A 23,499-nucleotide genomic window follows, 5' to 3' on the forward strand; every position below is an offset into this window, starting at 1 on the left:
AATTACCCCTTTGTTCCGCCGGCTGTCAAACCAGACACAAAGTTCTTTTGGAGAAAAAAGAATAGAACGCATATCGGCAGTGCGGCAAGGATGGCACCAGCCGCAAATAGAGCAACTTTTTGCTGCTGCGGATTTGAAATAAAGGACTGCAGCCCTACAGCAATGGTCAGCCTTTCCGGTGAGCGAAGCAAAAACTTTGCCAGCAAATAATCGCCAAACGGTGCCATAAACGCCCAAAGCGCTTGCACCGCGAGCATTGGCTTAACAAGCGGCAGAACGATTGAAGCGAAAATCCTCATATGGCCCGCTCCGTCAATTCGCGCGGCTTCATCAATTTCTCTCGGCACAGTATCAAAATAACCTTTCATCAGCCACGTGTTCATCGGAATTCCCCCGCCGATATAGATGGCTGTCAAAAACCAGTATTGATCGAGTGCGCCTATCAGCATCGCCAAGACATAAAAAGCAGTCAGCGCTGCCATCGTTGGCACCATTTGAATGATTAAAAAGAATATCAGGCTCTTTTTTCTGCCTGCAAACCGATAGCGGCTGTACGAGTACCCGGCAAGCGTCACGATTGTAACCTGTAAAACCATAACCGATAGCGCGATGACGAGTGTATTGCTGTACCAATTGAGATAAAGCGTTTCGTCAAATAGCCGCTTAAAATGATCCAATGTCCAAGCCCCTGAAAAATCGAGCTGAAAAGCCGCCGAATTCCCCACACGGAAGGCTGATGAAGCCGTAATCAGCAACGGATATATAATGACAATACTTAAAAGCGTCAAAAAGAAATACGTACAGATTCTATTAAGTAATCTGGCAGTTCTCGCGTTCACCTACATAACCTCCTCATTGCCAAAAGCATTCGATTTTTTGAAAGCAATCAGTGAAATTCCAATGACAATGAAAGAAATTAACAGTGTCACAGCCGCCGCAACAGAATATTGGGGTGATGTGCCTGTTGTCAGTTTATAAATCCACGAAATTAAGATATCGGTCGATCCGGCCCCGGCTCCCGCACTGCCTGGCCCTCCCTCATTAAATAAGTAGATGATCGAGAAATTATTGAAATTAAACGTATACTGAGTAATCATCACGGGTGCTGTCGCAAATAAAATCATCGGAAATGTAATATGCCGAAAACGCTGAATAAAAGTGGCCCCGTCAATCTTTGCCGCTTCATATAATTCACCTGGAATCGCCTGAAGCACTCCCGTTACCATGACATAAATATATGGAAAGCCGAGCCACGTCTGAATCATAATGAGGGCTGTCTTTGTCCAGAAAGGATCGGTCTTCCACGCGATCGCAGGCAGCTCAACAAACGGCAGATGATTGAATAGTGGAATCACCTGTGCATTCACCGCTCCTATGCTGTCGTTAAACATGTTGGAAAAACTCATGATTGTAATAAACGCCGGAACAGCCCATGGAAATAAGAAAATCATTCGAAATATCCGCTTGCCTTTGATAAAATCCTGATTGACGAAAAGGGCGGTCACAATACCTAAAATGATTTGCAGCGTTGTTGCGCAAATGGTCCAGATGACCGTCCAGCTGAGTACATTTACAAATGTTTCACGATAGGAGCCGAGGAAAAAAATATTCAAGAAATTCTTGAATCCGACCCAGTCAATCAGATGATTAGGCGGTATATGATAAAAATCATAGTTTGTACATGCAACAAACAGAGTCACCAAAACCGGAAAGATAATCACAAATACCATCATGATATATGCCGGCAGTGTAAAGAGATATGGAAACCCTTTATCACCCGCATAACTGAGCATATCCTTGGCCGATGTATTGATCTCCAAACCCGCCGCTTTCATTGCGGCGGTCTTACGCGAATCATGAATATTAAAGATATAGAACATGAGGAAAATCACCGTCACGATCAATTGCAGCGTGCCTTCAATCAGCATAAACAGCGAGTGGTCTTCACCGGGAACACTTCCCAATGTCATCAATCCGGTTAGCGCCTGAATACCGAAAACGCATAATTCAAAAGCAAACAAGCCTGTGATGGCAAGAAATAAGAGCCCCTTTGACAACTGCTGATTCGCAATCTGCCCAAGTCCTGGAATGATCGATAAAAGCCCTGCCTTTCGTTTTTGCTTTGTAAGTGTGTGATGTTTATTCATTTTTCCGCCCTCTATTCTCCGGACGCTATCCCGCCGTTTTATTTCACATACTTTTCTTTAATATTTTCCTTTATGGTGTTTACAGCATCATCCGCTGCTGTTTGTGTGGATTTTTTTCCTGAAGCTGCATCAAAAATCAAGCTTTCCGCTCCTGTCCATACCTCAGCCATTTCCGGAATATTTGGAGTCGGCGTTGCTGTTTCATATTGTTTAATCACAGCTGACGTCAGTTCATTCTTTTGCTCATCGGCTTTCTTCCTTGCAGCAGTGTTGGCTGGAACTTCGTTTGTATCCTCATAAAAAGCGTAAGCATTGGCATCATTTGCAGCATACTCAATCCATTTTTCAGCCAGCTCGGGTTCTTTTGTATATTTCGAGGCAACCCAGCCCTTCCCACCGGCAAAAGGGGCGTATTCTTCTCCATTTGGCAATGTCGGAATGGGAGCTGCTCCGTAGTTCAATTTAGCTTCTTTATAGTTGGCAGCTGACCACGGTCCGCCAATGATCGCAGCCGCTTTGCCTTCTAAAAACATCTGCTGAATAAAGTCGTCTGCGCTTGAATTGTCTTGCATTCCTTTCGGCCAATAGGTTTTAAACCATTTCTCTGCATATTTCGCCGCTTCCACAGCCCCTTTGTTGTTCAGGCCGATGTCCCCGGAATCTGTGCCGTTTTTCCCAAATACATATCCGCCGTATCCAGCCAATAAGCCGTACGACATATAAAAGTCAGTCCATTTCGCTAAAAATCCGGTTGATTTTCCTTTTTCCGAAACAAACGCGAATCGAGGATCCTTCATTAACTTTTCAAGGTCTTTAAATGTTTTTGGTGCTGTTTTTAAAAGATCTTTATTGTAATACAAAATAAGTGTCTCAATGACTAGCGGCATTCCGTACACTTTGCCGTCAACTGTCACCTGCTGCATTTCTTTCTCTCCAAAGCTCTTTGTATGAGAGGGCTTAATGTCGAGCAAATGCCCCTGCTGTCCCAAACCGCCGATCCGGTCATATGCAGCAAGCATAACATCAGGCGCGTTACCCGCCGGGCCATCAAGAGGAAGCGCTTCCAACTGTTCGAACATTTGCTTTTCAACAATTTTTACTGTGACATCATTCTCTTTTTCAAACTTTGCTTTGATGCTTTCAATGTATTCTTTATACGTTTCCTCGACAGACACAGTCAGCACCTTTTTGCCATCAGCGCTTGCTGGATTTTTTGAACTTGAGCAGGCGGCAAGGCTGATTGCCAGAAATGATGCCGCCAATATGGCGAACCCCTTTTTAAAAAGAACCATCTCTTTTCCCCCTTCTATTTATGAAACTATAACAATTGTATTGTCCTGCAGAAAGCGGTTACAACAACTTTCGATTTGTTACCGATAACAGAATGTTATACTGGGGCGGCAGCACTCAAAATCAAAAATTCCCCCGGCTGAACGGCAATGACATCGTGATGATGAAGCGGCTGCTCTGTCCATGCATCGCAGATTTTCTTATTCCTTTCAATATTCAATTCTCGTAAACTGACGTGTTGAACCGAATTCCCCTGATTAAAGAAATAAATCAGTATTTTTTCATCGAGAGTCCGCGAAAAGCTGATAAAATCATTTTTGTCATCCAGCAGATTCCACTCAAGATGTCCTTCAGTCAACAAAGTGTTTTCCTGCTTGCGTAAAGCAATTAACCGTTTCATAAATCGCAGCATGTCCTGGTTTTGCTTTTCCGTTTCCCAAACCATACATTTCCGGCATAATGGATCATTTTCGCCGTCCAGCCCGATTTCCGTTCCGTAATAGATGCATGGTGAGCCTGTCTGGGCAAACATAAAGGCCAGCAACGCGCGTGCTTTCTTCTCATCATTGCGGCATCTGGTCAAAAGGCGCTTTGTATCATGGCTATCCAGTAAATTAAACATCACCTCATTGGCCTGCTTCATCCCATTCATCAAATGTGCATTGACACGGTGGGCCATACGTGAGGCTGGGATCGTCTGGTCAGCAAAGTATTCATTCATAGGTTCTGTAAAAGGGTAGTTCATCACCGCATGAAATTCATCCCCTCTAAGCCAGGGTTCAGCAGAATGCCAGATCTCACCTAAAATATAAACATCAGGCTTTTCTGCTGATACAGCCTTCCTGAATGTCTTCCAAAACACGTGATCCACTTCATTTGCGACATCCAAACGCCAGCCGTCAATGTCAAATTCCCGAATCCAGTACAAAGCAATATCAAGCAAATATTTCTGCACCTCGGGATTCGCCGTGTTTAGCTTCGGCATATCAGCTGTAAAAGCAAACCTGTCATAATTGTCTTCTGTGACAGGAAAAGAGTGAATATGGAACCAGTCTTTATAGCGGGATTGAGCTCCGTTTTTGAGGACATCCTGCCATTGCGGAGATGCGCTTCCTATATGGTTAAAAACCGCATCTAGCATAATTCTCATCCCCCGCTGATGAAGCTGGCTGACCAATGTACGAAAAAGCTCGGGATCCCCAAAATGAGTATCAATAGAAAAGTAATCCAGCGTGTCGTATTTATGATTAGAAGGCGCGGAAAAGATCGGCGTCAGATAAATGCCGTTCACCCCTAAATCCTCTAAATAATCAAGCTTGTCAACAATCCCTTGCAAATCTCCTCCAAAAAAATCATTGACGCCCGGGTCCTTGCTCCCCCACGGCAATGCATTCTTCGGTGACAAGTCTTCTCGTCCATTTGCAAAACGCTCCGGAAAAATTTGATACCAAACCGTTGACTTAACCCATTCAGGCGCTTGAAATGTATCAGCCTCATGAACAAATGGAAATTTAAAATAATAATGAATCGTCTCCAATGTTTTTTCGTTATAAGGGCATACACCCGAGCTTCCGAAAAAGATGTCTTCATGATCGTCTGTTACAACAAACGCATATTGTAAACGCCTAAATGGCGGCACCACGTCAGCAAACCAATAGTCATGCACGTCTGTTGCCGCAATTTTTTTCATCGGCTGCTCGTTTGCAGACCAGCTGCCGTCGTTGTACTCATAGGGATCACCCCAAATGACGCGAATGTGATCTGCATCATCTTTTTTCGTCCGAATCTTGATATGCACTGTCCGCCCATCATAAGAATAAGCATCAGTACTGAATGGCTGATGGTGAATCGCTGCATATTCCATCATGTTTCCCCCTTTGATTTCCGTGTTATTGAAGCCGGCTCATAGTTTGAAAGTATCATGATGGAATAGCAGGAACAATCCTTTTCCCCCTGTTACCGATAACAGAATAAGGCGCTTACAGCGTTGATTCTCGTACAATTAACTCTGGTTCAAAAAATAGGCTTCCTTGAGCAGCACCGTCTTCATTCATTTTTTTCAGCAACATTTTCGCACAGGCTTCTCCCATTTCAACAACAGGCTGTCTGACCGTAGTCAACCGCGGTGAGGAGATGCGATCAAGAAACACACCATCATTCCCGGTAACCGCCACATCTTCTGGAATTCGCTTTCCAAGCGATTGTGCCGCACGAATGACGCCGAGTGCGATTCGATCAGATGCGCAGACAAATGCCGCCTGATTGTCCATGGATCTCAGCAGTTCTCTTGCAAGGCCTTCACTTTTCGTAGAACTGTTGTCAACCCGAAACATATTCGTCTTTTTAAAGCTTTCATTCATCGCCCGTATATACCCCTGTTCTCTTGCACGTTCGAAAGGCTCATCTAAATCAATGCCAAAAAAGACCACTTCCCGCTCACCCAGCCCCATCACATGTCGGGTTGCCATAAAAGTGCCTTTCTCGTTATTCACATCGATAAAGTCATAGCCCATTTCATTTTGCCCGAATACGACGAGCGGCTTCTCAAACGCTTTTATTACACCTTCAAAATCAGTCCTTCTCAAGCCGGTGGCAATAATGCCGTCACATTGGCCAATATTGAGAGAATTTCTTGTCACAAGCTGGAGAGCATAGTGATTGCGATCCAGCTCCCTGCTGATTCCGGTCAGCAGGTTCATGTAATATGGTTCTGTCGTATCCATTTCCTCAAGAATCAATAGTTTCACAACCTGTGTTCTGTTTTGCACGAGCGCTCTTGCCGCATAATTAGGGATGTAATTCAGCTCTTTCATCGCAGAATGAACGAGCTTTTTCAATTCATCTGTCACCGTCTCAGGGTGATTGATCACTCGTGATACCGTCATTTTCGAAACATTGGCTTTTTTTGCCACATCTGACAACGTTGCCATCTTCATCCCCTCCTTATCTGTGCTTATTATCCAAACTAGTGAAAAAGTCCTCTTTTACTGCTAAATATACAATGCAAGCAAAAGAGAAATAAAAAAGAGATTTCCTTCAGGAAACCTCACATTGTTAAAAAACTCGATTTTTAATACATTCTCTGCCCGGCAATTAGACCAAATACGCTATTCACAATAAAGGATCTTTTTAAATTTCCGTCCACTTTTTCTCTAAAATCGGATAAGAATAATTTTGCATTTGCTCAATTAACTCATCCGGCCGTGACGAGCTGTGAAGCAGTTTTAGGTGCGAGTCGTTAGAAAACCCTTCTTGTATGCTGTATTTCACCATTTTCATCATCGGTTCAAAATATCCGTTTACATTGTACAGTCCGATTGGTTTTTGGTGGATGCCGATCTGTGCCCAGCAAAGCACTTCAAATAATTCTTCATATGTACCGAACCCTCCCGGCATTGAGATAAAGCCGTCCGCCAGCTCGCTCATTTTAGCCTTTCGTTCATGCATCCCGTTTACTTCAATCAGCTCAGTCAGGTTTTGATGAACAACCTCCCCGCTGAACAAACCGCTCGGCATGACCCCGATTGCAGTTCCGCCGTTTTCCATAATCGCGTCAGCAATCGTGCCCATCAAGCCTACGCGGGAGCCCCCATAGACAAGGCCGATTCCCTGCTCAGCCATGTACGTGCCAAGCTCTGCCGCTTTTCTTTTATACGCTTCATTTCCCCCTGGGTTTGACCCCGCAAATACACAAATGGTTTTCATCTTGTCATCTCCGCATCTATATATCGTGTTAAATATCCCGAAAGACACTATATATTGTCCCATCTTCATGTGATAATATCAATATGAAATACATAAAGAATGCAGGAGTGATGATGTTGCAGCTGGCTAATGCAGAAAAATGGATGAAAGAGTTTTACGAAAAAAGAGGCTGGACAGAATACGGGCCGTTTATTCGGATCGGCTTTTTAATGGAGGAAGCCGGAGAACTGGCCCGGGCTGTGAGGGCGTATGAAATTGGCAGAGACCGGCCGGATGAGAAAGAATCGTCACGCGCTGAGAAAAAACAAGAATTGATCGAAGAAATGGGAGATGTCATCGGAAATATCGCCATTCTTGCTGATATGTATGGTGTCTCTTTAGAAGACGTCATGAAGGCCCACCAAGAAAAACTGACAAAACGATTTGAGCATGCATAAAAAAAGCGGCCGCAATGGCCGCTTTTTTTAACCTGTGATTTCATCATGGTGATCAAAGAAATGCTGTTTTCCTATTTTGTGAAAAAGGCCTGTTTTATGCAGCAGCTCCTTCGGCTGCGATTGTAATCCTACAATCATCAGCTTTCCATTGTGGCGCTTAATTCGATTCATAATGTTCCCTAGCACCGCTTCAGCTGACGTATCCATATAGTGCACCTTATTCATGAGCAGGATGAGGGTTTTCGGTTTTTTCTGTACATGCTCCAGCAATGACGATTCAAGCGAATCAATTGATCCGAAAAACAGCGGCCCTTCTATAGCATACATGCTAACAGATGGATCTTCTTTCTTCGCCAGAACAGGATGCGATTCCTGATTGTGGATGCGGGTCGCTTCGCTCATTCTTCTGATAAAGAACACGAATGCAAGCAGCAATCCGGTTGCCACACCGATGATTAAGTCAAACAGAACCGTGAGGGCGAAGGTCGCCGCCAAAATAAAGGAATCAGCGTTTTTCAGTCTCAGCATATTTGCGACTTCCTTGCGCTCACTCATATTCCACGCGACTACCATGAGAATCGGTGCCATACTGGCAAGCGGCACATGGGAGGCATAAGGCGCGAATACAAGCAGGACAAGGAGAACGACTACACCGTGAACGACGCCGGAAACGGGGGAAACCGCTCCGTTTTTTATATTGGTCGCCGTTCTTGCAATCGCTCCTGTAGCCGGGATTCCGCCAAACAAGGGCGCTGCCATATTCGCAATCCCCTGGCCGACAAGCTCTTTGTTGCTGTCATGCTTTGAGCCCTTCATGTTATCAGCGACCATTGCCGACAAAATCGACTCAAGTCCTCCAAGAAGCGCGATGACAAGCGCTGCCGGAAACATCATGACCATTTTATCCAGAGTAAGCTCAGGAAACTGAAATTCAGGCAAATGGCGGGGGATTTCTCCATAAGTTGACCCGATTGTTGCCATGCGGTCAGGGAAAAAGACAACCGCGACCACTGTGGAAATAAGAAGCGCCAACAAAGCGCCCGGCACTTTAGGCATCACCTTGGCGGATACAAGCAAAATGACGAGCCCGATCACAGCTGTCAAAATGGCATACACGTTAAAGGTGCCGAGCTGCTGCACAATTTCAAACATGTTGTGATGAAAGTTCTCATGTTTTTCAACATTTCTCAATCCGAGAAAATTAGCGATTTGTTCCGTAAAGATCAGCACGGCAATTCCGGCTGTAAAACCGACGATAACGGGTTTCGGCACAAATTTCATTATTTTTCCGAGCTTAAACAGCCCGAACAGCACCAGCATCACTCCTGCCATAAACCCCGCAATCAGCAGATTTTCCAAGCCATACTGCATGATAATGCCGAATAAAATTGGGACAAAGGCACCCGTCGGACCGCCAATTTGATATTTAGATCCTCCAAACAAAGAAATACAAATCCCAGCTATAACAACAGTGTACAGCCCATATTCAGGCTCGACTCCCGAGGCAATGGCAAACGCCATCCCTAATGGAATTGCCACGACACCTACTACGATACCTGCAATTAAATCTTTCTGAAATTTCTGTAAATTGTATCCCTTGAATCTCCCTGAGAATTGCATATTTTGCTATAACCTCCCTTATAAATGTGTGTTTATGAGCTCAGTTTCATAACCGTTAATGACCACATCTAGTTTTCCTGTTTCAGGATGAATGACAAGCCCGTGTACCGGCACCTTTTTCGGCAGCAACGGATGGTTCTTGATCAGATTCACGCTGTGGGAAACGCTTTCTTCCACGCTGTGAAAACCGGTCAGCCACGTTTTCAAATCAAGTCCGGCGCTCGTCAGCAAATTCAGGCAGCTTTCCTCTACTCCGCGTTCCTTTGCTTTCTCAAGAATTGAGGAAGCATTCAGTCCTGACATTCCGCATTCATGATGACCGACAATGCACACCTCTTCAGCCTGCAATTCATAAATCGCGACCAGTATGCTTCGCATCACGCTTCCAAATGGGTGAGAAACGATGGCTCCCGCGTTTTTTACAATTTTAGCATCACCGTTTTTAAGCCCCATTGCTTGCGGAAGAAGTTCTGTAAGCCTTGTATCCATACAGGTGACAATGACGAGCTTTTTTGAAGGAAACTTAGTCGTTTTGTACGGTTCATACTTCTTCTCTCTGACAAACCGCTGATTGTGTTCCAAAATTGATGTTAAAGAAACCATTTGATTCATCTCCCATCCATATGATTTTGCAAGCCTTCTTCCCCAGCTTACAGTAAGGAATTATAGCATAGGAATTCACTGCGAAAAGGCTTTCAAAAAAAGACACTATAATTGGACTGTAGAATCAAAACATAAACATTTATATCTTTCAAAGATAATAAAATTTATATTTATTGAATCCTATAATCTGGCTCCAACTCGATATTGATGATTTGTCTGACAAAAAATATAGGTGAATTCTGATAATTAAAAAACTTTTTTAAGCGAATTTAGCTGTCCGATCTCCATTTTAAGTTCAAAAGAACCAGAAATTAAAATGGACGCAGCCATATTTTTAACATCTATTTATTTCCGATATAATAAAATGGACAACAGCAATAAAGGGGGAGCCTTGTTGAAACCATTTGTATTTATCACAAAACCGATTCCTGAAGAGATTGAAGCATTCATCGGTGAACATTGCCGTTATGAAGTATGGCAGGAGGATACGCTTCCGAGTGATGTGCTATTTGAGAAATTAAAAGATGTGGAAGGGCTTTTAACGTCAGGAACGTCCGGACCGTCAATCAATCGTGAATTGCTGGAACACGCGCCTAAGCTCAAAGTGGTCAGCAACCAATCAGTAGGCTACGATAACTTCGATATAGAAGCAATGAAAGAAAGAGGAGTCGTCGGCACTCATACACCTTATACACTGGATGACACAGTAGCAGATCTGGCCTTTTCTTTGATTCTGTCTTCCGCCAGACGTGTTGCCGAACTGGACCGTTTTGTCAGAGCGGGAAAATGGGGAACCGTTGAAGAGGAAGCGCTTTTCGGCATTGACGTTCATCATCAAACGTTAGGCATTATCGGCATGGGCAGAATTGGCGAACAAGCAGCGAGACGCGCCAAATTTGGTTTTGATATGGAAGTGCTTTATCATAACCGCCATCGCAAACAAGAAACGGAAGACAGCATCGGCGTTAAGTACGCTGAGCTTGATACATTGCTGGAGCAATCTGATTTTATTCTGCTCATTACGCCGCTAACAGATGAAACGTACCATATGATAGGCGAACGTGAATTTAAGATGATGAAGGATTCAGCAATTTTCGTCAATATTTCCCGGGGAAAGACAGTTGATGAAAAAGCGCTGATTCGCGCCCTTCAGGAAGGCTGGATCAGAGGAGCCGGCTTAGACGTATACGAAAAAGAGCCTGTTACCCAAGATAACCCGCTCCTCCAGTTGGATAATGTCACGTTGCTTCCGCACATTGGTTCAGCAACAGCTAAAGTGCGCTTCAACATGTGCAAACAGGCTGCCGAAAATATGATCGCAGCCATTCAAGGACAAACACCGAAAAATCTCACAAGAGAATTTCAATAAATCAAAAATCCGGTCTGATACAGACCGGATTTCATATTACATACGCTGAAGAACAGCACGCTTATAAATATGGCGGGTAACGATATAATAAACAGCCTGGAACACAAAATAAATGAAGATGACAATTACTGCCTCAAAAAATAAGTTGGAATTCAGCATATTGCTTAACGCAGCATACGCAAAGCCGGCGTGAATTGTGCCCGCAATAAATGGGATGAAGAACAAAAATCCAATTTGCTTTCCAAGGATCGAGTGAATCTCTCTGTCCGTAATTCCCATTCTCTTTAATGCTAAAACTTGCACTCTTGTATCTTCTATTTCTGTAAACATCCGCAAATACAGCATGCTTCCTTGCACGATAAAAAACAGCACGCTGACAAACAGACCAATAAACAGCATTAATGCAACTCCCTGCTTCACGATTTGATAGCTTGGAGCACGCGTTTGAAAATCAGATATATGTTCTTTCGGCACCATGTTTTCAAGCTTTTCAGAGACATCCACCGTCTCCTGCCAATGCTCAAGCTCATAACCTACCACTCTCATCTGTTCCTTCAGCGGCACATTCTGTGACAGACTGTCAAAGCTCTTTTCGCTGACAACCAATAAACGGCTGACTCCATCGACTGACATCAATATCCCTTTGTTTTGCTGCTTTTTCATTGTGTAGGAAAGTGTCTTTCCTGACTTCATATGAAATGCCGCTGTTTCCCCTTCTCCAAATGTGTCTTTCACCATCATTTGAAAAGGAACATTAATAAATGCTTCATTTTCTTGTAAATGAATAACTGGAAACCCTTTTTCCTTTGCGACTAGATTATAGATATTTGCTGGAATCAGCAAGGCTTCCGCTTCCATTTTCTTATTTCCATACGGCAAATCGGATTGGAAAGTGACCGGAATCCCTGTTGTATCCACCTTATACTTGATAACAGCATGAGCTTTTTTCAATGTATGCTCAGCCGTCTCAGGCTTCATGACCTGAAATCGCGACGCGTCTTTTTCCACCCAGGAAACAGACTGAGGAATGCTTTGCTCCTCCTGCGTTTGTAAATCGGAATAAAACATATAGATGACACCTGTAGCTGTGAGTATGACCGCCGTAATGACAGAGGTTAAAAACAGCATGCGTGCATGATCCTTCAGCCTGAATATCATGTTGGAACGCACAATAATATTCGTGCCTTTATAGAAGCTGTTTTTCTTTCTGTACAGCACGCGGAAGAACGCCACACTGCTTTGGGTAAAAAAGAAATACGTCCCGATTAATACTAAAATCAAAATTGGAAAGACACGAAACATCATATCGATCGCATTGGCTGTTGCAGATAAGTAATAACCGCTGCCAAGACAAAGCAAAGACAGCACAGTGAGCCATTTCGAATAGACCGGCAGGCTTTTCGGCTTTTGGGCCGATTTAATCAGTTCAATGATTTCCAGCTTCCGAATCCGCCCCAGTGATAAAATGAGCAGCGTCTGAAACAGGATGAGAAAGCCGACAGCTGTCATCACAAACGCTTTCGGTACAATGGCAAATGAAATCGGCACCTTCACACTGAGCATCCATGTCATGATCATAAAAAACAGTTTTGAAAATAAAAGACCTGCTCCAATGCCGGCCGCAATCGCTGCAAGAGAAATGAGTGATTGCTCATAATAAATCATTTTGCGAAGCTGCTGCTTTGATGTGCCAAACAGCGTCAGCAGGCCAAACTCTTTCTTTCTTGCCTGCAAAAAAGCCGAATTGGAATATGTGATGAAAAATATACAAAACACAATGATGACGACAAGAGCTGCACTCAAGCATGTTTTGACAAGGCTTCCGCCATATATATTGTCTTCATTGACATCAGGATGAAAAATAAAAGATGTGAAGACAAAAAACACTGAAACGGCAAACACACAGCTTAAAAAGTAGGCGACATATCGTTGCAGATTCCCAAGAATGTTTTTACGGGCGATGGTTCTCAAATTCATGAAAATCGCCTCCCAACACACTCAAGGTATCCAATATACTTTGATAAAACACCTGCCTGTTTGTTCCTCTGTGAATCTCTGAAAAGAAACGTCCGTCTTTAATAAACACAATCCGTTTACAGAAGCTTGCCGCTGTGGCATCATGCGTAACCAATAAAATCGTCGCTTCCTTTTCTTCATTCAGCTGAGCCAGCGTGTTCATCACTTGCTTTGCCGATTTTGAGTCGAGGTTTCCTGTCGGTTCATCTGCAAGAATGAGGGCCGGATTGTGAATAATCGCTCTGGCACAGGCTGCCCGCTGCTGCTGCCCGCCCGACACCTCGTATGTCCGGTGGTCAAGAATATGCTTGATTTGCAGCGTATCCGCCAGTTCATCCAAACGGGCTTCCATTTCTTTCAGCTTTACCGTATCCAATGCGAGCGGCAAGAGAATATTTTCACGTATCGTCAGCGTATCAAGCAGATTAAAGTCCTGAAAGACAAAACCGAGTTCTCTTCTGCGAAACATAGCCAGGTCCTGGTCCTTTAACGTTTTCGGCTGAATGCCGTTGATCATCATCTCGCCCTGCGTCGGCTTATCAATGGTAGCCAGCAAATTCAGAAGCGTGGTTTTTCCGCTTCCCGACGGCCCCATAATCCCGACAAATTCTCCTTTTGCCACACTGAGATCAAAGCCGCTGAGCGCTTGATATGAGATTGTCCCTTTATTTGAATAGTACGTTTTCGATAGGTTCGTTGTTTGCAACACGTTCATGTTCTGCTCCTCCTTTTTCTTTATTATAAAAAGGAAGTCAGCATCCTCCCATCGAACTTTCTTGCAATTCCGCTCCCCAACCTTACAATGCTGTCACATTCACGAGGGTGTCACTTGAAAACACGATGGTCATCACAGTGCCAGCCCCTTCTTTTGATTCCGCATACAGCTTATGGCCGAGACGGCTGCACACCTGTTTTGCTAAATAAAGGCCCATTCCAGTTGCCTCTTTCATGGTTCGTCCGTTTTCTCCGGTAAAAAACGCGTCAAAAATCCGCGGCAGATCCTGCGGCGGTATGCCGATTCCTTCGTCGGCAACCGACAATCGTGTCTCATGTCCCTGTGCTTCAATCCGAATTGTAATAGAGTCTCCCACACCTTGCTTTGAATATTTTAAAGCGTTGAAAAGGATTTGCTCGACAATAAAGGAAAGCCACTTTTGATCACTGGAAATCTGAACGGCATTTGGCGGCACATGTAATGTTGGAAAAAGGCGCCGTTTAATAAACTGACGTTTTTCCTGATTGATCAGTGAACGAACCATTTCTGCCAAATCAAAGGTTTGCGGCTGTACATCAAAGGCGAATTCCTCCAGCCGGGCCGTTTGCAGCATCATATCAAGACCGTGGCGAAATCTCTCATTCTCATCCTCCAGCTCCTCTAAAAACGTCGGAAAAGAGGGTGCGGTTCCGCTTTTTCCTTCCTGAATCATTAAGGAAATGACGGATACCGGTGTTTTCATATGGTGGACCCATTGATTGGTGAAGGTATAATGCTGCTTTTGCTGATTGATATATTGTGAGAGCCTGCTTTCGTATTGCTGCCCGAGCGCGTTGATCATTTTCGTCCAAAGCGCTTGCTCTCCTGTTCTTGGCTTTCGGGCTTTCAAAGACTGTCCGATGTCATTTGCAGCAGACGCTTGCTCTGCAAGCTTTTTGACATAGGTGAGAAAGGAATATTGCCGAACGTAATCAACTGCAAAACCGGCAGCTAGAAGAACACCAGGCAAAATCCATATATACACCATATTTTCTTTAGATGGTTCTGCGCCGCTCTCTACAATGCTTAAATACGCAATCAGCATGGCGGACCCTATCCCTAATAATGAAAATAGAATAATGGCTAAGCGGTCGATGAGATAAGTCTTTAACACTCCGCTTCATCCTTCCGATTGACTTGAAATTGATAGCCTTGTCCTCTGATTGTGGAAATGCAATCTTTCAGTCCTGCATTCTCCAGTTTTCTCCGCAGCCGGTTGACATTGACCGTTAACGTATTGTCATCGACAAAATCAACGTCATCCCATAACGCCTCCAATAGTTCATCACGAGAGACAATTTTTTTATGCTCCCTCACAAAAATCGAGAGAAGCTGGAATTCTTTTTGGGAAAACAAAATCCGGACACTGTTCCACTCCGCTTCATTCTGATCAGGATAAATCGTCAGCCCGCCAAGTTCCACTATTCTTGATTCCTGCGGCAAAGAGGGCGAATATTCACCATATGTGCGGCGCAGGACGCTTTTGATTTTGGCCATCACTACCTCTAGATGGAACGGCTTTGTGATATAATCATCGCCGCCATTTTCAATCGCCATTACCTGATTCAGCTCATCGGTCCGTGCTGACATAAAGATAATCGGCGCATTAGAAATCGTACGTATTTGCCTGCACCAATAAAACCCATCAAAAAAAGGCAGGTTGATGTCAAGCAGGACAAGATCAGGCTTCATTTCTGCAAATTCCAATTTTATATCATTTAGCTGTTCAGCAATTTTTACTTCATATCCGTATTTTTGAAGATGACCGCCCAGCAAAGAAGCAATCCGCTCATCATCTTCCACAAGCAAAATCTGATACACGTTGATCCCCCTTATATGTACATCACGATGATTTTTCTAGAAGATTCCAAAATTATTATAGCATGTGCAGAATAGTAAATCGGTCTTTTTCTTTTCGTTATGATAGAATGGTAAAGGTAAAATTTTCATAATAGGCAGGTGTCGTGATGAAGAAAATCATGCTGTTTCTGGCCATTACGTCAATTCTTTCAGCATGTCAGCCCAACTATACCGGGAAATACATAGAAATTGGGGATACACTAACTGACTATACCAAAGAGTGCTTTAAAGAGAATGAAATTCCTTATAAATACGAAAAGGGAAAACTGTATATCCCTGAAGACGCATTTGATACAGCAATCTACACTTGCTCATAAGAAAAAGCTTGCAGATAACCTGCAAGCTTTTTACGTTACAAAAAATGAGTATTTAATTTCTCTTCAAATTCTGTAGGGCCGATATCCCTTTTTTGAATGTCACCGCCGTTTTCATAAATCGTAAAATGGCGGTCTGACATGACCATCCTTCCGCTCGGTGTCAGCTTTGAGGCAAGCGGTGATTTGTTAAAAGGAGATTTTTCATGAGAGTGAATCATGCCCTTCATGTTATCTAAATCACAGAGACCGCTCTCTTCAAGGGTAAAGGCGTATCCAATTTGCCAGCCTTCTCCTTTGTCCATCAGCAGGACATGGCTGCCCATTTCTGTCTCTTCTTTTTTGATTCGGAATGACCCGACTGGTGACTGTACCGTTTCTCCGGAAAGCGGTATCGGCTGAAGCGCCAGGTTGATGCCGAAGCCAATATCAACGAGGTAATCGCCGTTTTCCGCAGACAGCAATACAGCAGCATGCGTCCCTTCTAGTGCCCATCCCTTTTGATTGCCTGCATAAACCGTTCCCCGAATGAGCTTCACATGAAACCCGGCCTCACGCAAGACAAAATAAAGAAAGCCATTTAAATCGTAGCATAGGCCGCCGTGCTGTTCTTTGACCAGACGGCGCCATAGATCTTCTTTTGTTACCCTATAATTCTCTTTTGCAAGTACGGCGCGGTTTTCAAATGGAAAACGGTATGCCATTGCTTTGAGAAAAAGAGGAAGATCGCCGAAGCTGACATGGTCTTTCTCCCAGCCGATTTTCTGAAAGCAGTCTTTTAGAAAGTCACTCATTTTTATCACCTAAACTTCTTCTTGAACGTAAGCAGCCAGCTTCTCCAGCGCCTCTTGTTCATCTTCTCCCTGGGCAATCAAGGTAACCTCAGTGCCTGTGCTTACCGCCAGGCTCATCAGCCCCATGATGCTTTTGGCGTTTACTTTTTTCCCATCCTTCTCAAGAAACACATCTGACGTAAACCGGTTTGCTTCTTGTACAAACAAAGCAGCAGGACGTGCTTGCAGTCCTGTCTTTAATCGAACTTCCACTTTCTGTTGAACCATAAGATCTCCCCTTTTCTTTACGGTTATTTTAAAGTGACGGTTTGCCCTGTCCGCAGCTGTTCTGCGATTTCGTCAAGTTTTCTCAGCCTGTGATTGATCCCTGATTTGCTGATTTTCCCGCTTGCTACCATTTCCCCCAGCTCTTTCAGCGTCACTTCCTGATAATCAATCCGCAGCTGCGCGATTTCCCGAAGTTTTTCAGGAAGCGCCTCCAGGCCGATTCTTTCATCGATGTATTTAATATTTTCCACCTGTCTCAGCGAAGCGCCGATCGTTTTGTTTAAGTTGGCTGTTTCACAATTGACGAGGCGGTTGACCGAATTTCTCATGTCCCGGACGATTCTGACATCCTCAAATCGCAGAAGCGAGTTGTGAGCGCCGATTACGTTCAGAAACTCTGTAATCTTTTCAGCCTCTTTTAAATAGGTGATGTAGCCTTTTTTCCGTTCAAGCGTTTTGCTGTTTAACTGAAACTCATTTAACAGGTCACATAATGAATCGTTATGCTCCTTATAAAGAGAGAAGATTTCTAAATGATATGAGGAGGTTTCCGGGTTATTGACCGAACCTCCTGCCAAAAATGCTCCTCTCATATAAGAACGCTTGCAGCATCTCTTTTTGACCAGCTCTTTCGAAATACTTCGTTCAAACACAAAATTCTCCCCGAGTATTTTTAAATCCTCTAAGATCGCTTTTGCATTTTCTGAAAAACGCACAATATAGACGTTGTTCTTTTTCAGCCGCATTTTCTTTCTGACCAGCAGCTCGACCGACACGTCATATTGTTTTTTCAGCAATGTATAGATGCGGCGGGCAATCGCCGCGTTTTCGGTTTGAACATCGAGTACGAGATGGCGGTTTGTAAATGATAAAGCTCCATTCATCCGGATGAGTGCAGACAGCTCGGCGTTAATGCAGCAGTCTTTCACTTCCAGATTGGTTAATTCTTTTTTTGTTTCTGATGCAAATGACATATAGCCACCTCATTTCAAGGCTTCATTCTTTCAGTAAATCAACAAGAAGAGAGGCCACTTTATGTGTATCGTGACGAATTACGTCATTTTTATACGTTACGATTTGGTCTCTGATGACTTCAAGCCCCATCGCTTTCAGCTCATCGATATCAAAATCAACAGGACGTGCAGATTCCATTTCGTACTTACGCTTTATTTCGTCGGGAATGTCTTCACTGTTCACTAATATCGTATCAATAAAACCGCAGCCCATATGCTGATTGAGCGCTTTCACATGATCAGCAGCGGTGTAATGGAGCGTTTCACCGGGCTGAGTCATCACGTTGCAAATGTATACTTTTTTCGCCGGCGCCTTTATCACTTCTTCCCCGATTTTTGGGACGAGCAAATTGGGAAGAATGCTTGTATAGAGGCTTCCCGGGCCAATAATAATCAAATCCGCTTCCCTGATCACGTCTATCGTTTCCGGCAGCGGGTCAATCTGTTCAGGCGTGAGAAAAACACGCTTAATGCGCTGTCCGTATGCCGGAATCGTTGACTCGCCTGAGACCACGCGGCCGTCCTCCATCTCAGCATGCAAAACAACACTGGCATTGGCAGCCGGCAAAACCTTTCCTCTTACATTCAGCACCTTGCTCATTTCAGTGACAGCGTGAAAAAAATCACCGGTTATATTTGTCATCGCTGCCAAAATCAAATTCCCGAGAGAATGGCCTGTTAAGTCATTCCCTTTATTGAAGCGGTGCTGAAAAAGATCTTCAACAAGCGGCTCCACATCGGATAAAGCGGCAAGCACATTTCTGATGTCTCCGGGAGGCGGAATTTTCAGTTCATTCCGCAGACGGCCAGAGCTTCCCCCATCATCGGCAACTGTTACAATGGCCGTGATGTCAACGGGTTTATGCTTTAGGCCCCGAAGCAATACAGAAAGGCCTGTACCGCCGCCAAAGATTGCGATTTTCGGTTTTTGTCCCATCTTATTTCCGGCTTCTCTTTTCAATGTCCCGGTGAGTAACATGAGTATAGTAATCCTTTTTGAAATAATCAGCTAGATTCTCGGCAAGTGTCACAGAGCGGTGCTGGCCCCCTGTGCAGCCGATCGCAATGACAACCTGGCTTTTTCCTTCTCTTTTGTAAGATGGAAGCATAAAGCTCAACAGATCAATTAATTTCTCATTGAACTTTTGCGTTTCATTCCACTTCATGACGTAAGAGGAAACCTCTTCATCCTTGCCAGTCAGCGGCCGCATGCTTTCGATATAGTACGGATTCGGCAAAAATCTGACATCAAAGACGAGATCTGCGTCAATCGGGATACCGTATTTAAAACCAAATGACATCACATTTACGGTAAATGTCTCTCCTTGGTTTGAGGCAAAGTGCTTTACAATTTTTTCGCGCAAATCACGCGGCTTCATGTCAGATGTATCGTAAATGATTTGAGAACGGCCTTTTAATTCCTCAAGCAGCTCTCGTTCCAGCGCAATGCCTTCAAGCGGCAGGCCAGTCGCTGCCAGCGGATGCGAGCGTCTCGTTTCTTTATATCTCGTGACGAGAATGGAATCCTTCGCGTCCAAGAATAAAATTCGCGGTGTGATCCACGGATTTTCGGCCATTTCATCCAGCGCTTCAATTAGCCTGTCAAAAAATTCGCGGCCGCGCAGATCCATCACGAGCGCAACTTTGCTCATTTTCGAATTTGATTCCTTCATCAGCTCTAAAAACTTCGGAAGCAATGAAGGCGGAAGATTATCGACGCAGAAATAGCCGAGATCTTCAAAGCTTTGAATGGCGACAGTTTTCCCCGCTCCCGACATTCCGGTTATAATGACAAGCTGAATATCATGTGATTCACTAACACTCATCTTTCTCCCCCCTGACTTGTCTTTCTATTTGATGTGCTGCGGGTCTAAACGATAACTGAGCAGCTCAAAGTCCGGTGTATACGTAAATGTGCCGTGCAGCAGCCCTTGTCCCTTCATCATAAAATCAAGGATATGGCCGTCTCCAGGGGCCATAGGCAGGCTCTGAATGTCATTGACATCGTGCCACTGCAGTTTGCCTTCCTCTGATTCTGATACATTTTGTCCTGTATAAGAATCAGCGACAAACGTAAACATCATCCACTCGGAGACAATGTGGTCACCGTCTTTAATAATAAAGGTAAAAACGCCTTTTAATTGAGGATTTATGATATAGATACCAGTCTCTTCTCTGTACTCTCTGATGACGGAGTCTCTGACTGATTCTCCGCTCTCCATCTTGCCGCCCGGCGCGACCCACCAGCCGCGTCTCGGCTTTTGCAGCAGAAGAACTTTGTCATCCGTCTGAAGCACACAATTTGTCACTCTTTGCAAGTACGTCACCTAACCTTCGTCCTGTCATCGTCTCTTTATTATACCGCTTCAAGATGCCTCCCACAATGAAGAGACATTGACAATCTTTTCTTCTATTTTACAGCATATTCTTTCGTTAATTCAGATGATTTTGCTGTAATCGGCATTCATCTTTTATTTTTGGACAAAAAAAGGACACGGATAACTGGAGAATCCGTGCCAAAAAAGTGTATTCATTATAAAAAGGGGGTCAATTACTTTATTAATCATAACCGAAAAGCATTACACATGTGTTACAGCGGAATTAAAACCCAGTAACGTAATGTGAAACTCGTATGACAACCCTTTTTATTTTAAGGTTTTCAGCGTTTCTTGAAGCTCTTCGACATAATGCTGAACGCTTTGTGCCGCAATGCTTCCGTCTCCTGTAGCAGTTACGATTTGGCGCAATGATTTTTCGCGAATGTCTCCGGCAGCGAAAATCCCTTCAACCTTAGTTTCCATACGGTCGTTTGTTTCGATGTAGCCTTCTTCATTCGTAATGCCCAGGTTTTCAAACGGTTTAGATAGAGGAAGCATGCCGATGTAAATGAATACGCCGTCTGTTTTGAATTCACTTTCTTCACCGGTTACTGTATCGACAAGCGTTACGTTACCGACTTTGCCGTTTTCCTCATGAATTTCTTTCACGGTTTTGTTCCATAGGAAGTCAACTTTTTCATTATCAAATGCTCTCGCTTGAAGAATGCTTTGCGCACGGAGTTTATCACGTCTATGAACGATCGTTACTTTGGAAGCGAAACGTGTCAGGTACACACCTTCTTCAACAGCAGAATCTCCGCCGCCGACAACAACAAGCTCTTTGCCTTTAAAGAAAGCCCCGTCACATACCGCACAATAAGATACACCGCGTCCGCCCAATTCCTTCTCGCCAGGCACACCGATTTTTTTATACTCCGCACCTGCAGCAATAATGACGGCACGCGCTTTATATTCTTTTGAACCGGCTTTGACCACTTTGTACTCTTTGCCGTCAACGACTTCTTTAATATCGCCATAAGCGTATTCAGCGCCGAATTTTTTCGCGTGTTCAAACATTTTGTTAGAAAGCTCAGGCCCAAGGATACTTTCGAATCCAGGATAGTTTTCTACATCTTCTGTATTGGCCATTTGTCCGCCGGGAATTCCTCTTTCAATCATTAATGTCGATAAATTCGCTCTTGATGTGTATACAGCGGCCGTCATCCCAGCAGGGCCCGCGCCGATTATAATCACGTCATAAATTTTTTCTTCTGACACACTATTCACTCCTTAAACCATCTTTTCAAGTTTGGGCTCTTTCTTATAAGATAAGAATCCCCATCAAACGTATTCCTTACCCATATCCTATAAAATCTCATGGTGATACGCTATTTTTTTGCTCAACACGATTAAATGTATTCGAAAAGGGTATATGTTAATAAAGAAAGAGCCTTCTGTTTATAGAAGGCCCTTGTCATATTTATTATTGAACAACACGTCTTACAACGCCTTTAAATGCTGCTTTCCAGTAAGGATTGCTCATAGAGTCAACAGATACGCCATGAGATGTATTGTCGTTTAGGAAAGTACCATTTCCTAAGTAGATTCCTACGTGTCCGTTTGTTTTGTAAGTGTCAAAGAACACAAGGTCTCCGCGTTTCATTTCAGACGCGCTGACAGCTTGTCCTCTGCCAACTAACGTATCAGTTGTTGTTCCGCCTACAGGTCCAAGGTTAACACCTGCAGAAGCGTATGCCCAGCGTACGAATGATGAGCAGTCAAAAATACGGTTGTTGATATCAGATTGGCTGCGTCCGCCGCCAAACTTGTAAGGAGATTGTCCTACAATGCTTGAACCAACGCTGATCGCGCCTTCAATTCCGCCGGAGTTGCTGATAACGGTGCCGCCTGAATTGCTGTTTGAACCGCTGCTCTTCTTAGAAGATGAGCCGTTAGACGAACTGTTTGATGAACCGTTAGAAGAATTGTCTGAAGAATCATCAGATGAGCTTGCTTTCGCTGATTCAGTTGTAGCCGTTTGGCTGTCATCTGTTTGTGTTTCATCAGATGCTTTTTGTGCTTCTTCCTGCTTTTTGATCAAAGCAGCAGCTGCTTCTTGTTCTTTTTTGATGCGAGCTTGTTCAGCTTCAGTATTTGCTTTTTGATTTGCAAGTTCAGACGCCTCTGATTTTAATTCAGAAATCGCTTTAGCCGTTTTCTTCTGGCTTGCTTTTGCTTCGTCGAAAAGCTTGTCTTTTTCATTAAGCTGTTTATCAAGGTCTTTTTGCATTGTTTCTAATTTAGCCAATGCAGCTTGAACTTCTTTCAGCTTGTTATTCAAATCCGCTTCAGAATCTTCGAGCTTCGCTTTATCCTGCTCTTGCTGTTTGATTAAATCTTTGTCTGCGTCCACAATAGATGAAACCGCAGTCGCACGAGAGATAAAGTCACCAAAGCTTGTTGATCCTAAAAGAACATCTATGTATCCTTGAGATCCGCCGCTTTCCTGTAAAGAACGAACGCGTTTTTTCAGGATTTCATTGCGTTTTTCGATGCGTGCTTCTGTTTCTTTAATCTCTTTTTTCAGTTTTTTGATTTCTTCTTTTGTTTTATCATTTTCTTCTTTTTTATCTTCGATTTTGTTGCTTGTATCAAGCGCCTTATCGTTAATGTCTTTCAGTTCTTTTTCAATCTTTGATTGACTTTCCTGAAGCTCAGTTAATTCTTTTTCCTTCGCTTCAATGCTGGAAGCAACCTCAGATTGCTTGCTTTCGATTTTTTGTTTCTTTTCATCTAATGTTTCCGCCGATGCAGTTTTACTTGTAAATGGGATCAAAAAACTGCTTGTCCCGATGACGGAAGCCAAACCAAGTGTAATTAAACTCTTTCTCACTTTTTATATCCTCCCTTTTACTGTGAACCTGTCCTCATTTGGAATCGTATTTTGAACATCAAGTTTCGTTCCTCATACTCTACGAGGAATGATGGTTGT

At 43.7% G+C, this 23,499-nt stretch carries 23 protein-coding genes; 3 read left to right on the forward strand and 20 right to left on the reverse strand.

What is annotated here, in order from left to right:
* Positions 1–2: 2 nt before the first annotated feature.
* The 6 genes from mdxG to C1T29_RS20485 form a co-directional block, all read right to left on the reverse strand.
* Positions 3–839 carry a maltodextrin ABC transporter permease MdxG gene (mdxG, locus tag C1T29_RS20460; protein ID WP_095431948.1) on the reverse strand — a complete coding sequence of 279 codons (837 nt, stop codon included), beginning with the start codon at positions 837–839 and terminating at the stop codon, positions 3–5.
* Positions 840–2,147, reverse strand: a complete 1,308-nt coding sequence (mdxF, locus tag C1T29_RS20465; protein ID WP_103749344.1) for a maltodextrin ABC transporter permease MdxF — start codon at positions 2,145–2,147, stop codon at positions 840–842. It abuts the gene before it with no gap.
* 38 nt (positions 2,148–2,185) lie between these two features.
* Positions 2,186–3,439 (reverse strand): maltodextrin ABC transporter substrate-binding protein MdxE, encoded by a 1,254-nt coding sequence (gene mdxE, locus C1T29_RS20470; protein ID WP_103749343.1) that lies wholly within the window; start codon positions 3,437–3,439, stop codon positions 2,186–2,188.
* A gap of 95 nt (positions 3,440–3,534) precedes the next feature.
* Positions 3,535–5,304: a maltogenic alpha-amylase gene (gene mdxD, locus C1T29_RS20475; protein ID WP_103749342.1), complete on the reverse strand. Its 1,770-nt coding sequence runs from the start codon at positions 5,302–5,304 to the stop codon at positions 3,535–3,537.
* Positions 5,305–5,416: 112 nt separating this feature from the next.
* Positions 5,417–6,367 carry a LacI family DNA-binding transcriptional regulator gene (locus C1T29_RS20480; RefSeq protein ID WP_103749341.1) on the reverse strand — a complete coding sequence of 317 codons (951 nt, stop codon included), beginning with the start codon at positions 6,365–6,367 and terminating at the stop codon, positions 5,417–5,419.
* Positions 6,368–6,566: 199 nt separating this feature from the next.
* Positions 6,567–7,142: an LOG family protein gene (locus C1T29_RS20485; protein ID WP_103749340.1), complete on the reverse strand. Its 576-nt coding sequence runs from the start codon at positions 7,140–7,142 to the stop codon at positions 6,567–6,569.
* Positions 7,143–7,258: 116 nt separating this feature from the next.
* Here C1T29_RS20485 and C1T29_RS20490 point away from each other — a divergent pair, with 116 nt between their 5' ends.
* Entirely contained in the window at positions 7,259–7,579 is a 321-nt protein-coding gene (locus C1T29_RS20490; protein ID WP_103749339.1) for a MazG nucleotide pyrophosphohydrolase domain-containing protein, read from the forward strand.
* A gap of 27 nt (positions 7,580–7,606) precedes the next feature.
* Here the strand turns inward: C1T29_RS20490 and C1T29_RS20495 are convergent, their stop codons facing one another.
* Both C1T29_RS20495 and C1T29_RS20500 read right to left on the reverse strand, forming a co-directional pair.
* Positions 7,607–9,199, reverse strand: a complete 1,593-nt coding sequence (locus tag C1T29_RS20495) for a SulP family inorganic anion transporter (RefSeq protein ID WP_103749338.1) — start codon at positions 9,197–9,199, stop codon at positions 7,607–7,609.
* Between the two features lie 18 nt (positions 9,200–9,217).
* Entirely contained in the window at positions 9,218–9,811 is a 594-nt protein-coding gene (locus C1T29_RS20500; RefSeq protein ID WP_103749337.1) for a beta-class carbonic anhydrase, read from the reverse strand.
* Positions 9,812–10,193: 382 nt separating this feature from the next.
* Here C1T29_RS20500 and C1T29_RS20505 point away from each other — a divergent pair, with 382 nt between their 5' ends.
* Positions 10,194–11,171 (forward strand): 2-hydroxyacid dehydrogenase, encoded by a 978-nt coding sequence (locus C1T29_RS20505; RefSeq protein ID WP_103749336.1) that lies wholly within the window; start codon positions 10,194–10,196, stop codon positions 11,169–11,171.
* Between the two features lie 36 nt (positions 11,172–11,207).
* Here the strand turns inward: C1T29_RS20505 and psdB are convergent, their stop codons facing one another.
* The 4 genes from psdB to psdR form a co-directional block, all read right to left on the reverse strand.
* On the reverse strand, positions 11,208–13,148 hold the full coding sequence (gene psdB / locus C1T29_RS20510; protein ID WP_103749335.1) for a lantibiotic ABC transporter permease PsdB: 1,941 nt from the start codon (positions 13,146–13,148) through the stop codon (positions 11,208–11,210).
* A complete protein-coding gene (gene psdA / locus C1T29_RS20515) occupies positions 13,123–13,902 on the reverse strand; it encodes a lantibiotic ABC transporter ATP-binding protein PsdA (protein WP_103749334.1) in 780 nt (259 codons plus the stop codon). Before psdA ends, psdB begins: the two co-directional genes overlap by 26 nt.
* 82 nt (positions 13,903–13,984) lie before the next feature.
* A complete protein-coding gene (gene psdS / locus C1T29_RS20520) occupies positions 13,985–15,055 on the reverse strand; it encodes a two-component sensor histidine kinase PsdS (RefSeq protein WP_103749333.1) in 1,071 nt (356 codons plus the stop codon).
* Positions 15,049–15,762 (reverse strand): two-component system response regulator PsdR, encoded by a 714-nt coding sequence (gene psdR, locus C1T29_RS20525; RefSeq protein WP_103749332.1) that lies wholly within the window; start codon positions 15,760–15,762, stop codon positions 15,049–15,051. Before psdR ends, psdS begins: the two co-directional genes overlap by 7 nt.
* A 146-nt stretch (positions 15,763–15,908) precedes the next feature.
* Here psdR and C1T29_RS20530 point away from each other — a divergent pair, with 146 nt between their 5' ends.
* Complete coding sequence (locus C1T29_RS20530; RefSeq protein WP_014665489.1) at positions 15,909–16,118, forward strand: hypothetical protein; 210 nt, start codon at positions 15,909–15,911, stop codon at positions 16,116–16,118.
* A gap of 35 nt (positions 16,119–16,153) precedes the next feature.
* Here C1T29_RS20530 and C1T29_RS20535 read toward each other — a convergent pair whose 3' ends face one another.
* The 8 genes from C1T29_RS20535 to cwlO form a co-directional block, all read right to left on the reverse strand.
* Positions 16,154–16,918: an arylamine N-acetyltransferase family protein gene (locus C1T29_RS20535; protein WP_103749331.1), complete on the reverse strand. Its 765-nt coding sequence runs from the start codon at positions 16,916–16,918 to the stop codon at positions 16,154–16,156.
* Positions 16,919–17,176 (reverse strand): HPr family phosphocarrier protein, encoded by a 258-nt coding sequence (locus tag C1T29_RS20540; protein WP_003219835.1) that lies wholly within the window; start codon positions 17,174–17,176, stop codon positions 16,919–16,921.
* 23 nt (positions 17,177–17,199) lie between these two features.
* On the reverse strand, positions 17,200–18,150 hold the full coding sequence (whiA, locus tag C1T29_RS20545) for a DNA-binding protein WhiA (RefSeq protein ID WP_003243775.1): 951 nt from the start codon (positions 18,148–18,150) through the stop codon (positions 17,200–17,202).
* Positions 18,151–18,172: 22 nt separating this feature from the next.
* Positions 18,173–19,126, reverse strand: a complete 954-nt coding sequence (gene mgfK, locus C1T29_RS20550; RefSeq protein ID WP_103749384.1) for a gluconeogenesis morphogenetic factor — start codon at positions 19,124–19,126, stop codon at positions 18,173–18,175.
* A gap of 1 nt (position 19,127) precedes the next feature.
* Positions 19,128–20,015, reverse strand: coding sequence for an RNase adapter RapZ (gene rapZ / locus C1T29_RS20555; protein WP_003235371.1), 888 nt, complete (start codon positions 20,013–20,015; stop codon positions 19,128–19,130).
* A gap of 24 nt (positions 20,016–20,039) precedes the next feature.
* Positions 20,040–20,516, reverse strand: a complete 477-nt coding sequence (locus C1T29_RS20560; protein ID WP_080478281.1) for an 8-oxo-dGTP diphosphatase — start codon at positions 20,514–20,516, stop codon at positions 20,040–20,042.
* A 318-nt stretch (positions 20,517–20,834) separates the two neighbouring features.
* Positions 20,835–21,785 carry a thioredoxin-disulfide reductase gene (gene trxB / locus C1T29_RS20565; RefSeq protein WP_003228139.1) on the reverse strand — a complete coding sequence of 317 codons (951 nt, stop codon included), beginning with the start codon at positions 21,783–21,785 and terminating at the stop codon, positions 20,835–20,837.
* A 205-nt stretch (positions 21,786–21,990) separates the two neighbouring features.
* A complete protein-coding gene (gene cwlO, locus C1T29_RS20570; RefSeq protein ID WP_103749330.1) occupies positions 21,991–23,400 on the reverse strand; it encodes a peptidoglycan DL-endopeptidase CwlO in 1,410 nt (469 codons plus the stop codon).
* Positions 23,401–23,499: the final 99 nt, after the last annotated feature.

It is taken from the genome of Bacillus sp. MBGLi79 (assembly GCF_002953915.1).